This window comes from Swingsia samuiensis, assembly GCF_006542355.1.
Lineage (GTDB): Bacteria > Pseudomonadota > Alphaproteobacteria > Acetobacterales > Acetobacteraceae > Gluconobacter > Gluconobacter samuiensis.
Window position 1 is genome coordinate 594,959 of sequence record NZ_CP038141.1, and the last position, 14,221, is coordinate 609,179.

11 protein-coding genes and 1 other RNA gene are annotated in these 14,221 nt (G+C 47.2%); 2 read left to right on the top strand and 10 right to left on the bottom strand.

Features of this window, described 5'->3' with window-relative positions; translation table 11 throughout:
- Positions 1-12 precede the first annotated feature (12 nt).
- The 4 genes from E3D00_RS02815 to aroA form a co-directional block, all read right to left on the bottom strand.
- Positions 13-3,363, bottom strand: a complete 3,351-nt coding sequence (locus tag E3D00_RS02815; protein WP_141459758.1) for a glycosyltransferase — start codon at positions 3,361-3,363, stop codon at positions 13-15.
- A gap of 231 nt (positions 3,364-3,594) precedes the next feature.
- The gene (rpsA, locus tag E3D00_RS02820) at positions 3,595-5,307 is read right to left on the bottom strand and encodes a 30S ribosomal protein S1 (RefSeq protein WP_141459760.1); all 1,713 of its coding nucleotides are present in this window, start codon (positions 5,305-5,307) and stop codon (positions 3,595-3,597) included.
- A gap of 255 nt (positions 5,308-5,562) precedes the next feature.
- Complete coding sequence (cmk, locus tag E3D00_RS02825) at positions 5,563-6,198, bottom strand: (d)CMP kinase (RefSeq protein WP_141459762.1); 636 nt, start codon at positions 6,196-6,198, stop codon at positions 5,563-5,565.
- Entirely contained in the window at positions 6,195-7,532 is a 1,338-nt protein-coding gene (aroA, locus tag E3D00_RS02830; RefSeq protein WP_408909353.1) for a 3-phosphoshikimate 1-carboxyvinyltransferase, read from the bottom strand. The genes cmk and aroA overlap by 4 nt, the downstream gene beginning before the upstream one ends.
- A 138-nt stretch (positions 7,533-7,670) precedes the next feature.
- Here aroA and E3D00_RS02835 point away from each other — a divergent pair, with 138 nt between their 5' ends.
- Positions 7,671-8,003, top strand: a complete 333-nt coding sequence (locus E3D00_RS02835; RefSeq protein ID WP_141459764.1) for an FYDLN acid domain-containing protein — start codon at positions 7,671-7,673, stop codon at positions 8,001-8,003.
- Positions 7,990-8,541 (top strand): hypothetical protein, encoded by a 552-nt coding sequence (locus E3D00_RS02840; protein WP_141459766.1) that lies wholly within the window; start codon positions 7,990-7,992, stop codon positions 8,539-8,541. The genes E3D00_RS02835 and E3D00_RS02840 overlap by 14 nt, the downstream gene beginning before the upstream one ends.
- Here the strand turns inward: E3D00_RS02840 and E3D00_RS02845 are convergent.
- From E3D00_RS02845 to ggt, 6 genes are all read right to left on the bottom strand, one after another.
- A complete protein-coding gene (locus E3D00_RS02845; RefSeq protein ID WP_141459768.1) occupies positions 8,538-9,284 on the bottom strand; it encodes an SDR family oxidoreductase in 747 nt (248 codons plus the stop codon). The two genes, E3D00_RS02840 and E3D00_RS02845, sit on opposite strands and share 4 nt — an antisense overlap.
- Positions 9,281-9,868, bottom strand: a complete 588-nt coding sequence (gene recR / locus E3D00_RS02850; protein ID WP_141459770.1) for a recombination mediator RecR — start codon at positions 9,866-9,868, stop codon at positions 9,281-9,283. Before recR ends, E3D00_RS02845 begins: the two co-directional genes overlap by 4 nt.
- Positions 9,868-10,191 carry a YbaB/EbfC family nucleoid-associated protein gene (locus tag E3D00_RS02855; protein ID WP_141459772.1) on the bottom strand — a complete coding sequence of 108 codons (324 nt, stop codon included), beginning with the start codon at positions 10,189-10,191 and terminating at the stop codon, positions 9,868-9,870. The genes recR and E3D00_RS02855 overlap by 1 nt, the downstream gene beginning before the upstream one ends.
- Before the next feature lie 15 nt (positions 10,192-10,206).
- Positions 10,207-12,168 (bottom strand): DNA polymerase III subunit gamma/tau, encoded by a 1,962-nt coding sequence (locus tag E3D00_RS02860; protein WP_141459774.1) that lies wholly within the window; start codon positions 12,166-12,168, stop codon positions 10,207-10,209.
- Positions 12,169-12,266: 98 nt separating this feature from the next.
- Positions 12,267-12,363, bottom strand: an RNA gene (gene ffs, locus E3D00_RS02865) — signal recognition particle sRNA small type.
- 45 nt (positions 12,364-12,408) lie between these two features.
- Positions 12,409-14,211 carry a gamma-glutamyltransferase gene (ggt, locus tag E3D00_RS02870; protein WP_141459776.1) on the bottom strand — a complete coding sequence of 601 codons (1,803 nt, stop codon included), beginning with the start codon at positions 14,209-14,211 and terminating at the stop codon, positions 12,409-12,411.
- Positions 14,212-14,221: the final 10 nt, after the last annotated feature.

Below are 14,221 nucleotides of genomic sequence, written 5' to 3' on the forward strand. Positions count from 1 at the left end.
AAGCGTTATCAATTAAGACATCGCCTTTTGCGTTAAAAGCTCATCAACTCGCTTTGCTGCTGCTTTTGACAATTCTTCACGCCCCGTTGAAACAACCCGATTTGCATCAAATTTAACGACAAGATCAGTGATGTGTGTTCCAAACAGATCCCCCGCTACATTGATGATAGCTAAATGATATTGACCATTTAATGGAAGAGCATACCCTTTAAATGGATTCATCGAACCACTGAATCCTGAACGCAAAGGAGCATCTCGATGAACCGTTCCTACATCATGACGGATGCTTCTATCTGTCGCAAACAGTACAAGCTCATCTCGCTCGTCATGGACGAGACCAATATAAACCTGTCCTGCACGGGACAGATTACGCATGAACGCCCATCCTTTGATGAACAAACTGCCAAAAGGATCAACCTCTGTTACAGGGTCACCTATTATCCCTGTAAATTCATCGATAAAATACTCAACCCCTCCCTCAGTATAGGGGAAAAGATTTTTCTTTTGGAATGTTGACAACTTAACACCCCGTAACAATCCATCACTATGAGCAATTCGATCAAAGTCAGCAAGAATTGTATCGTTACTTGGGTGCGAACGATGTATTTTGGTAATCTTTCCACCGTCAACTTCAATATGAATGTTCGTTAACTGGAAAGCTCCTTGGCCATTAATCACATTAATCAGACCAATTCGGAAGCGCCCCTCACTCCATTTCCCGCGCAAAGCAGCCTGCCCAGCAAATCCAGAGCGACGAGGAGAACCAGGGAACAGCTCGGCTATATCACCACGAATTTCTCTTGCACATTCAAGGAAAATTAAAGGACTTTCCTCTTCCTCTCCAATCAACACAGTCAACAAACGGCCTGCGGTGCTAATGGTAGAAATTCGGAACCATCCTCGAATATGGAACTCATTCGCTCCTTCGAAGTCTTCATCATCTTCTTTGGAAAAAACATGATGACAAATGTCATCAATGTAACATTCTGCTCCCTGAATTGAGAACCAATCCGTTACCGGGATCGGAAGCTCAATGGACAAGTCACGGATTGTAGGAGGATCAAAGATATGACGTGGCGGAGCCTGATGACGCCAAGACGCATGAGGCAATAAATGCAGCTGACCTACATCAAAACGCAAGTCAGAAACACCTAAGGCCTCCCGTGGCGCAACCTGACGATATAATGAAAGCATCATATCAGTATATTCACGAGCGTGCGTCCAGAGGTGTGGCCCAATATTCCCCATAATCTTTTCGCGCACAGCTTCAGAGGAACGCAACAACTCCAAACGCTCCAGAACAGCACTCGGACGGCCAATCGGAACTTTAAAACCGTTTACTCCATCTTCTACTCGGTCACCTAAAGCACCAACATCCGTCACAATTGGGATCAGACCATTTTGCCATGCTTCAGAAAGAGAAATACAATATGTTTCCGGCCATATGGAAAGATTTAAAGCAACATCTGCGACCTTAAGCGCATCAATATCACCCATTCCATAACGACCATACAGCTTCACATTCGAACGATAATTACCGTTTAGAACAGCTTCATATTCTGGGTGAACATACCCAAAAATATGGAAAACAAAATGATCTGGATGAGCAATTTCAATCAAACTTAGAACCGTATCGGCACCTTTGGTTCGTAAGAAATTCCCAACAATCGCAACATTTAGTGGCTTATCTCCCAAAGCCTCATAGACTTTAGGGGTGATAGGAACGGTATTTTCCGGGCTAGGAATCCCCGTTATCAAACTAATTTTTTCATCCAAAATTGGATAAATAGCATGTGTTAGATTACGTGAATGCTCTGTCCCAAACATAATAGCATCCACAGAATGGAGCATTTTCGCGACAAAAGCACGTCGTGTTTGTTCTCCACCGTAATCAACATTCTCAGCAGCCTTTAAGGTGATATCGGCTGCAAGAACAGAATAAACTTCCTCTTCTACGTACTTCAACTCATGGTTAAGCAGATTATATCGGGAAGATACCAACCAGAAATCATGCGCTGAGAAAATAACACCTGTGCCATTGGCCTTTGCAATAATTGGCAAAGATAAAGCATGGTGGCCAAGATGTTGAAAATGAACAATGTCTATATTGTATTGACTGATAACGCTCGAAAACGCCATTTCTTCTGGCGCATCATTCATAGCGTCTTGCCACCCCACTTCAGGGACATCAAAACGCTCTAATTCCTGACCACTTGCTGTAGTCAGACGACAAAACGCACCACGTCTTAACCAGTAGAAGAACTCAATCTCTCGCCCCATAAGCGAGCACAAAGCTTGCTGATAAACCTCAACACCACCCCATGCTTGCTCATGAATTGTTGAATGCGTACACATCAGCACACGAAGGCGACGTCTACGCTCAACAGGCACAACATCTTTCGCCTTACGACGGCCAAAGTGAGCACCTGTAATATCGCGCATCAGCCCTAGACGATGTTCATACAGATGATGATTAATAACAGACTTTTGAGATGCCTGAGCTGCCTTACGACGGTTCGTTTTACTTTCCAGCAAACGTGCTACAGCATCGACGACCGCATCAGGGGTACGCGCTAAACTAATCCCATCAACAGTCTCAAAGTGAGCCGTTGCCATGCTTTCTGGCGCTTCAACAACCTGAGCTGTCCCAGCTAAGCCTAATTCAAAAAAACGAGGGCCGGGCGCCGTCGCCTGACTAACATCTCCATGACTTGCATAGTCACGGAACATGGTCAGTGTCACAGCACTTACATTTGCAAAATCAATAAAAGCTTCATGACTGATAGGACGCTGAATAGCCAACTCTGCCAAATCTGCTGGCAATGGGGGCAGATATTCATTCCCTGGGCAGATTAATTTTAGTTTAGCATCAGGGAAAGCTGCAATCACACGACGCAGCGTTTCCACACGGTTTGGCCACATCGTTCCAGCAAAAAAGATGTCATACTCTAATTCATTTGCCGACAATACCTTCCGCTCATGAATAGAGCGACTTGCTGCTAAAGGAAGATAATGCCCCTTCCCGTGATAATATTCAGCGCAAGAAGGATCATTCGTAAAAACAAAATCAAATAAATCAGCATTTTGAACGTTGAAGTCCCTCATAAACGGATCTTCAAAGGTCCAAAGGATCATGGTCTTAAACGCCGGACGAACGCGTTTAATCAAAGCAAGGTTAATTCGCTGTGCATCTAAGCATATTAAAACATCATGCTCTCCAGATGCAGCGATGCCACCCAGAGACATATTATCTGCCACAACAACTTGATCGTGCCCAAAAAGAGAGCGAGCAGCTCTTTCGATTGCGAGCGTAAGATAAGAATTGGGATTGTGGGTATAATTCGTATTGTAAATAACCGCCATCAATCTCATGAACGCAAAGGCGCTCACTCCCTTTTTTATTTTCGGCTGAAATCCAGCCCGTTAACTCGCAAAACTAACGTCGTCATTCAACGCTAATTACTACCTGAAGGTTCAAATTTGAAAAAGCCTTCTTAACAAAGCTCTCAAAAAATTATGCATAAAAAAGGGCCGCCAAAAGCGACCCTTCCAATCTCAGAAACATTTAACGTAAATGTTTCCAAAACACATTTTTTAAGAATCCGTGTTACGGCGACGAATCGCTGCACCAAGAATATCACCCAAAGATGCACCAGAATCAGATGAACCATATTCACTGATTGCTTGTTTGTCTTCTTCGACTTCACGGCCACGAATGGTCAAAGCAAGTTTGCGAGCTGCACGATCTACAGACACAACCTTAGCATCAACTTTCTCACCAACAGCAAAGCGCTCTGGACGTTGCTCTGCTTTATCACGAGCAAGTTCTGAACGACGGATGAAGCCTGTCAACAGATCGTCAACTTTAACTTCAATGCCGTTGCTCTGAATTGCTGTTACAACGCTGGTAACAACTGCGCCCTTCTGAACGCGAGCAAGAGCATCCGCTGCTGGGTCTTCATGAAGTTGTTTAATACCAAGAGAAATACGTTCTTTCTCTGGATCAACATCAAGAACCTTCGCTTTAACAACTTGGCCTTTTTCATAATTGGCCATAGCTGCTTCACCAGCTTCATCCCAAGACAGATCAGACATGTGAACCATGCCATCGATGTCCGCAGAAAGACCGATGAACAGACCGAATTCGGTAATGTTACGGATTTCACCTTCGATGATAGAGCCTGGTTTATGCTCTTCTTCGAATTGCTCCCAAGGATTACGCTGAACCTGCTTCAAGCCAAGAGAGATACGGCGTTTTGAGCTGTCAACATCCAGAACCATAACGTCGACTTCCTGAGAAGTAGCAACGATTTTGCCTGGGTGGACATTCTTCTTGGTCCAAGACATTTCAGAAACGTGAACCAGACCTTCAACACCAGGTTCAAGTTCAACGAATGCACCGTAGTCAGTGATATTTGTAACACGGCCTGTGAAGCGAGCGTTTGCTGGATACTTAACAGAAACATTCTCCCATGGATCAGCTTCAAGCTGCTTCATGCCAAGAGAAATGCGCTGTGTATCTGAGTTGAAGCGGATAACCTGAACGCGAACAGGCTGTCCAATTTGTAGAGCTTCAGATGGGTGGTTAATACGCTTCCAAGCAATGTCTGTAACATGCAGAAGACCATCAACACCGCCAAGATCAACGAATGCACCGTAGTCAGTGATGTTTTTAACAACACCGTCTAGGATCATGCTTTCTTTCAGACCTTGGATCAATTCAGAACGCTGCTCTGCACGCGTCTCTTCAAGAACGGCACGACGAGATACAACGATGTTTCCACGTGCACGATCCATTTTTAAAATCTGGAAAGGCTGTGGCTGACCCATTAATGGACCAACATCACGTACTGGACGAATATCAACCTGGCTGCCTGGCAAGAAGGCCATGGCGCCACCAAGATCAACCGTAAAGCCGCCTTTTACGCGACCATAGATTGTGCCGTTAACACGCTGGTTGTTAGAGAACGCACGCTCAAGAGCGGTCCATGCTTCTTCACGGCGCGCTTTTTCACGAGACAATACGATTGAACCATCACGATCTTCGTAACGCTCAACGTAAAGTTCAATAACATCGCCAGGCTTAACATCCGGTGTAACACCTGGAGGACCGAACTCTTTTAACGCAACGCGGCCTTCACTTTTTAGACCAACGTCAACGATAGCAAATTCGTCCGTAAGACGAACAACACGTCCTGTAACAACAGAACCGTCAAATCCTGTATCGCTACCTAACGTTTCTTCAAGAAGAGCAGCAAAGTCCTCTTCACCACGATTAGCAGAGGCTGTCTGATTGGCTGAAGCCATGAAAATCCAATATTCCTAGGTCCCCGATGAAGACGGATACCCATTGTCTGCGCCATGATTATCTCACGACGTCTCCCCATTCCTCACATCAGAAGCAATGGGTTTGTTAAAAATATGCCCGTTTATCAATAAAAAACGGACCACGCTCTCACCTGATTCATTCAAATTTCAGCGTTAAACCCTCACCAACACCCTTAATGCCTCACTGTCAACATAAAGAATCGTTATTCTGACATTAGCTTGATAATTTAAGCCTTACTTTAGACAAGAAACGATTATTGCATTTGCTTTGGCAAACACTTCTTGAGCCGACAAATGATCGGTCTCAATGCAGAATGCATCAGGAGCCTGCGCCAACGGCGCTACATCGCGTGAAGAATCTCTTTCATCGCGCGATGTAATTTCTTCTACGGCTTTTGCAAGATCTCCCCCTGATAGCGGAGCATCTTTATGCAGTTGGTGATGCCGTCTCAAGGCCCTCGCCTGAGGGGAAGCCGTGATGAAAAACTTTACCGTTGCATCAGGAAAAACAACGGTTCCTATATCCCGACCATCAACAACAGCTCCTGTCGCTGCGGCAAAGCTTCTCTGCCGCTCCAAAAGCGCTTCACGCACCGCTGGCTGAGCAGCAACTAAAGAAGCGCCTCTATCCACTTCAGGCACCCGCAAATCTGTTCGCGTCAAATCTGCCGGTTCTAAACGTCCCGCCTCATATGATGCATCTCCCGCGGGATCTAACCCTGCATTCAACATTCGGCGCGCCACCGCCCGATACAGCAACCCTGTATCAAGATAAGGCAATCCCCAATGGTGCGCTAATGCTTTAGCTAAAGTCCCCTTCCCGGCAGCAGCAGGCCCGTCAACAGCTATAATTAATGGCCGATCTTTCATCCTTGAATGCCTGCACCCAACCCGTTCATCAAATCAACAAATCCTGGAAAGCTGGTTTCAATAAAGGCTGTATCATCAACAGAAACAGGCTTTTGTGCAGCAAGCCCCATAACAATCGCACTCATCGCCAACCGATGATCCATATGTGTTTTCACTTCCCCTCCACCAAGCGGAGTTTGGAAACCATGAATAATCAGGTCATCGCCCTCAACAGTGGTAGACGCCCCGTTCGCTTCCAGAAGAGCAACTGTTGCCGCTAAGCGATCACTTTCTTTAACGCGAAGCTCCTCTAAACCACGCAAACGAGACTGCCCTTGCGCAAAAGCACAGGCCACAGCCAAAATCGGATATTCGTCGATCATGGAAGGTGCACGCTCTGGAGGTACATCAACTCCCTTCAGCTGGCTTGCGCGCACATGCAGATCTCCAACGGGCTCTCCCCCTTCAATCCGTTCATTTTCAATCGTTAAATCCGCGCCCATTTCTTTTAAGCTTGTAAACAAACCTGTACGCAGAGGATTCAACCCAACATTCTCAATCAACACGTCTGAACCCGGAATTAATAGGGCTGCGACAAGAGGGAAAGCAGAAGAGGACGGGTCTCCCGGAACGATAACGTCCCGTGCCGTTAAACGAGCTGGGCCTTTAAGGGCGATTCGACGACCATTTCCTTCCAACTCTGACACATCTACCGATACCCCGAAATGGCGGAACATATTTTCAGTATGGTCACGTGTCGCAATCGGTTCTTCTACAACCGTCACACCGTGAGCATTCAGCCCAGCGAGCAAAATAGCAGACTTTACCTGTGCTGACGCAATTGGAAGCCTATATTCTAGTGGCTTTGCTTCCGCTGTTCCACGAATGGATAATGGAAGCCGGCCCCCTTCACGCGCCCAGAACTGCGCGCCATTTCCAGACAACGGATCCATAACACGCCGCATCGGCCGAGAGCGCAAAGACGCATCTCCCGTCATAACCGTATAAATGGAATGCGTTGATAAAATCCCAGATAACAGACGCGCAGCCGTTCCAGAATTGCCCATATCAAGTACGTCTGAAGGCTCCTGAAGCTCTCCAACGCCACGTCCATCAATCACCCAGACATCATCTTTCTGAGTGATTGTTGCGCCTAATGCACGCATGGCATCCGCCGTACGCAGCACATCTTCGCCCTCTAACAACCCATAGACATGAGTACGCCCATGAGCGAGAGCCGCCAACATCAACGACCGATGGCTGATTGATTTGTCACCCGGAACACGAGTGCGGCCAGAAAGTCCCTTTAGGGACGCAGAAACAGTAAGTGATTTCGCTTGCATAAATATGTTCATGCGAGGCTCATGAAGGTGTGTCAATCTCTTATGAGATCGTTTTTTTATTCTTGCTTATTGAATTCTAGATTTGACATATCCGTCACAAAGTGGCATGGCCGCTTTCCCTATTCGACGCTATTGGCAGGCTCCGCAAACATGGCAAAACCCGAACTCGGTCTGAAACGGACTTGCGTTGAGTGCAACGCCCGCTTCTATGATCTGAACCGCGTCCCTGCGGTGTGCCCCAAGTGCGGCACGACGCAACCGGATAATATCAGTCGCCTCAAACGCAGCGACGGTCCTCTATCTGAGGATAAAGAAAACAACGGCTCACAAAACGAGCATGACAACGATGTCGACGTTGATCTGGATACAGATGATACAGACGATGTAATCTCTCCAGATGATGATTTGGATGATGATGATGACGATGATCTATCCAATGACATCGAAGTCACAACAGACAAAGATGACCGTGACGACAACTAAGGTTGTCTTTGCTTTTATCTTTTTAGTGTTTTTATCTAGCTGCTCTCATCCACGGCGTACTTACCTCGTTGATGAAGCAGCTATTCGTGCATTTTCTCAGCAACTTGATAGCCACTCTAGTGCAACCTCTGTTTTACAGATGCGCTGTACTACGCCTATTAAAGTTCATTATCTTTCAACATATCTTGCCCCGGAGGCTAATCTTTTCCGTTCTTTGGAAGTAGATCCATCCAGCACAGTAAAGCTCCGTCATGTAGAGCTTATGTGCCAAAATATTGTTCTTTCAGAAGCATGGAACTGGTATATTCCCGGCCGCTTAACTCAAGCCATGAATACACAGCTTGAAACCACCAATATTCCTTTCGGAAAAGTTGTAAAGCCACTCAATTTTATTCGACAGAAACTACAATCGCATATTTTTGAACAACCCAATGATGCGATTCTAGAGAATCGAGCAGTCCTAAAGCGACAATCCGATTCTGCTCCGATTGCTCTTGTTATCGAAAAATATTTTCCGACCGCTCTGCACTCTTACTAAGGGGACGATGGAGCCCAATTCAAATGCTGCCCTCCATCCAACGCCAGCATTTGCCCTGTTACAGACGGAAGAGAAAATAACGCCAGCGCTGCTTGAGCAACCTCTTCAGGCGAAGAGCCATGCTGTAAAGGCGTTGTTAAACACATATTTTCAAAATGCTCTTGAGACTGCCCAGGAGCGGGTACAACAGGCCCAGGGCCGATGCCATTAACCCGAATATGAGGAGCCAGCGCCAACGCCAGCGTTTGGGTCAAAGTCCATAATGCAGATTTGGAAACAGTATAGCTAATAAAATGAGGTGTCAGATTCCAAACACGCTGATCCAACATATTTAAAATCAAACCTTCAGCCTCTTCAGATAACTGCCGTTGAAAAGCCTGTGACAATACAAATGGCGCTCGCAGATTCGGCTCTAAATGCCTATCCCATCCTTCTCGGGTCACATGGCCCATTTCATCACGCACAAAAGAAGAGGCATTATTAATCAGTATCCCAACCTCTCCGAGATGACGGTTTACATTCTCTATAAGACCTTCAACCTGATCTTCATGAGCAAGGTCTGCTTGTATCAACATCCCTTTCCCACGAATCACATCAAGAAGTGCCTGCGCCTCTTCTGCGCTATCGCGATAATGAATCGCCACTAAAAAGCCCTGCTCATGCAACATATGAACAAGAGCTCTTCCGATTCTCTTCGCCCCCCCTGTAACCACAGCTACTCTTGGCACCTTTGGAGAAATCACAGCTGTTTCCTCGCCATCAGAGCGGCTGCTAATGTCCCATCATCCAACACATCCAACGCTCCACCAATCGGCACCCCGTGGGCAACACGCGTTACGATAACACCCGTTGAAGATAATTTTTCTTGTAACCAATGTGCCGTTGTTGCCCCTTCAACCGTCGCGCCTAAGGCAAGGATCACTTCCTTAACCTCACCGGCCTCAATACGATGCATAAGAGGGACAACGTTTAAATCTTCGGGCCCCAGCCCTGCGAGAGCGGATAACGTCCCTCCCAAAACCTGATACATTCCTTGGTGGATGGACGAGCGCTCCAACGCCCACAAATCACCAACCGTTTCAACAACGCAGATAATAGATCGATCACGATGCGTATCCGTACAAATATGACACGGATTAACAACATCCAGATTACCGCAAGAGGAACACGTTTGCACCGTCGTCGCAGCTTGTTCCATTAAGCGCGCCAAAGGCAACATCCGTGTTTCAGGATTTCTTAACAAACTCAATGCTGCTCGCCGCGCAGAGCGCGGCCCTAACCCCGGTAACCGGGCCAGCATCGCAATTAATTGCTCAATATCATCCATTAAAAAGGCAGATTTAATCCAGGAGGAAGATCCAACCCACCTGTTACCTGTCGCATTGCTTCTGCACTTGCTTCGTCTGCTTTATTTTTAGCATCTGTGTAAGCCGCCAAAATCAGATCCTGCAATGTTTCCATATCAGATGGTTCAGCAAGCTTAGGATCAATTTTCAAATTGCGCATCTCCCCCTTTCCGGTCAGCTGCACCGTCACTAAACCTGCACCAGCAGAACCTTCTACAACCAAATTACCCAGATTTTTCTGAGCTTCTTCCATTTTGGACTGCATTTGGCTCGCTTGCTTCATTAATCCAGCTAAATTCTTCATTTTAAACTCCTCATTTTAATTCAGATCATCTTCTTCTAAAGAATCCGCATCCAATGGTGCAAACTCCAAATCAGGTGGCTCATCTTCTGTCAATGGTGTCGTAATTTCTGGCGGCAATCCATACTCATCTAACGTATGGTCTTGCACCTCTCCGATCACAGCTCCAGGAAAGGCTTGCAAAATGGCCTGAACAAAAGGGTGCTCTTCTACTGCTGCCCGATTAAGGCTCACCACTTCTGCCCCCTGCTCATCCAGCGTGGGCTCCCCTTCTGCGGTGGACAGCCCCACTCGCCACTGGCCCGGATAAAGCCGATCCAAAAGGGCTTGCAGCTTCCGATCCACTTTTGTCTGTGGGTCTTCCACACGTATTTGCACGTCCGGTGGAGAGAAACGCACAATATGCACAGCATTTCTTAACAAACCGTGCAGCAATGGCTCTCTTTCTTTCGCCACCAAAGCTACCATCTCACGCCATGTCCGCGGTAAAGATACCTCTTGTGGCGAAGGAGAAAGAACGTCCTCTGGCGTTTTATAGGCTACTGGCTCAAGAAGCTCCCCACCATTAGCCACCAAACGCACACGTGCTTGCGGCCGTCCGTCCCCCTCAGTGTTTAAAGAAACGGGCGAATGAGAAGGTGTTGTAACACGGCCCTTAAAATCTCCGCTTGATTCTGCCGTTCGTTCACCACTGGTTCCCCCTTTCGTAGCAGCCGGTAATAAATCTCCTCCTTCTGTAAGCTGCCGAATTAACCGTTCAGGAGTTGGCAACAAACTAGTATGGCATAAACGGATCAGAACCATTTCGGCTGCTTGTCTGCGATCTGGTGCGCCTTCCACCTCACGCACACCTTTTAACAACACCTGCCAAGCACGTCCCAAAACTGTATTCGATAACTGATCTGCCAGCGCCCCACCACGTACACGCTCTGCTTCGGATAAATCACGCCCCTCTCTCAAAGCAGGAATAGCTTTAATACGGGAGATCAGGTGGATAAGATCCAACAAATCAGCCAGCAAGACACCCAAATCAGCACCGCGCGCATAGGCCTGATCTGTAATCTCCAAGACCTTTGCAATCTGCCCGCCCATCAAAGCTTCCAACAGATCAAATATCAGCCCACGATCTGCAAGCCCCAGCATGTCCGATACAGCTTCTTCCTCGCTCGCTCCTTGAGCAATCGCCTGATCCAGCAAAGATAGTCCATCACGGACAGAGCCATCAGCCGCACGAGCAATTAAAGTCAGTGCACCTTCGGATAAATTAGCACCTTCTTTCTGAACAATTTTTGCAAAAAAGTCGCTCAACAAAGACAACGGAACACGGCGCAAATCAAACCGTTGGCACCGTGATAATACCGTAACAGGGACTTTGCGTAGTTCAGTCGTTGCAAAAATAAATGTTACTTGAGAAGGTGGTTCCTCAAGAGTTTTCAACAGTGCATTAAACGCATTCCGTGACAGCATATGGACTTCATCAATGATGAAGACTTTCATACGCGCCTGCATAGGACGAAACCGGGTTGCTTCTATAATCTCTCGAACATCATCAACGCCCGTTCGAGAGGCAGCATCCATTTCCAACACATCAGGGTGACGGTCTGCCAAGATTGCCTTACAGTTGGAACAAACACCACAAGGATTGGCTGTCGGACCGCCTTTCCCATCAGGGCCTATGCAATTGAGTGCACGTGCAATAATGCGCGCTGTTGTCGTCTTTCCTACCCCGCGCACCCCCGTTAACATGAACGCATGGGCAACACGGTTCAGCTCAAAAGCCCGACGTAAGATACGCACAAGCGTATCTTGGCCAATCACATCATCAAAATTTTGCGGGCGATATTTCCGTGCAAGAACTTTATATGGAGCGGTTTGCGGAGCCGTACTGACCATGGCAGATGGTGTTTGCTCTGTTGCATCTTCAAAGAAACCACCACCACTTTCTACAGGAAGGGGAAGATCTTCTTTGCCATCATTCATGAAAATCAAATTCCGTCAGTGCGGAGAAGAGGCCGTTGATAAACAGCCCCATTCACGAACATTTTCAGCGAAGGTAAACCTCGCCATGTTCTCTCAAAAGAGGAGGCCGGACATTTGACCCGAACCACACTTACTGCGGCTGCTTCCTTCCGGACCTGACCGGGTTGGCAAGGTATCCGTCCAAAGCCGACCTCCCGGCGCTGTCCTAACACAAAACCAGGGGTACTTGGCAAGCCCCTTTCATTCACCAACTGCTTTTCCTCCTGCATGACGCGGATCCGCAGCACCATAAATTAACCCTGTATCAGGAACACCAAGGCTTGGCCGACCTGCTAAAATACCTTCGGCAATTCCCCATGGACGGTGTAAAGAAAAAGTATATCCCTCATTTTGCAACTGCTTCATTGCATCCGAAGAAAGTGCTCCTGTTTCTACTTCAACCGCTGATGGCTCCCATTGCTCATGGATTCGGGGAAGATCAACAGCCTGCCGGATATCCAATCCATAATCCACCACACCCAAAATAGCCGACAACGTAATTGTTGGAATACGTGATCCGCCCGGGCTTCCAATCACCATCACAACTTTACCATTCTTGGTTAAAATTGAAGGCGACATGGATGATAAAGGTGTTTTGCCCGGGGCAATGGCGTTGGCTTTGGAGCCAACCACTCCATACATATTCGGTGTCCCTGGTTTCGATGAGAAATCATCCATTTCATCATTCATCCAGATACCCGTGTGACCACCCATCACACCAGCACCGAACCAACCATTTAAAGTATACGTTGCTGAAACCGCGTTGCCTTGTTGATCCAAAACCGAAAACTGTGTCGTTTCGTGCTTTTCATGACCGTCGGAAGATATAGCCGCAGCTTTGCTTGGGAGAGCCTGCCCCGCCACTAACTGATCTGATGCCAACGCATGATCAAGCGGTATTCCTTTGCGGATCTGAGCAGCATATTGAGGGTCTGTTAAATGCTGGATCGGGTTTTGAACAAAAGCTGGATCACCCAAATCCCGTCGATCGGAATAAGCGTGTCTCATGGCCTCAATCTCACGTTGGACTGAGGAGGCCGTATGCAAACCAAGAGCATGCATATCATATCCAGACAAAATATTCAGTATTTCACATAGAGCAACGCCACCTGCACTCGGAGGCGGAGCTGTATCAACCGTATAGCCTCGGTAGGAGCATCGCACCGGATCCATAAATCGGATATGATAATTTTTAAAATCTTCGGCTGTTAAAAAGCCACCACCTTCTTGACTCGCCCGCACAATCTCTTTTGCAATAGACCCTTCGTAGAAAGCATGCGCTCCATTTTTCGATATCTGTTCTAAAGTACGCGCCAAATTCTTCTGAACCAAACGATCTCCCACCTGCAAAGGACTTCCATCTGGACGTAGAAAAATTGTTCGTGCGTAAGGATCTTTTAGAAAATAGCGCGTAGAGGTGTTAAGAAGTTCAACATCTCCATCTTCTAAGACAAAGCCATTCTGAGCCAACTCAATCGCGGGAGCCATAACTTTAGAGCGAGGCAAACGGCCCCATTTCTTCAAAAGAGTATCTAAGCCAGCCACTGTCGCCGGAATGGCAACGGCTTTCCACCCCTCGGTTGAAAGCCCTTGGATGACCTTCCCTGAAGCATCCAGATACATTGTTTCTGAAGCAGCCGCCGGCGCATGTTCACGAAAATCAATAAAAACTGTCTGACCATTCTTTAAATGAATGGTCATAAATCCGCCGCCCCCAATGTTTCCAGCAGCAGGATAAACGACAGCCAAAGCATAACCAACAGCTACAGCAGCATCAATCGCATTTCCTCCTTGTGCAAGAACCTTTGCTCCTGCTTCAGAGGCCAAATGCTGTGCAGACACAACCATCCCATGTTGACCAGAGGCCAAAAATCCAGAAGCACGATGGTCTGGCCCAAACGCCAACGGGTCATGATCTGCACTTAAAGCTGGGGCACTATGAGGCACTGCCAAAGCCGTTTTCGCTACAAGACAAACCGCACATGCTGCCAAAAACTTTTTCATTTTCTTACCC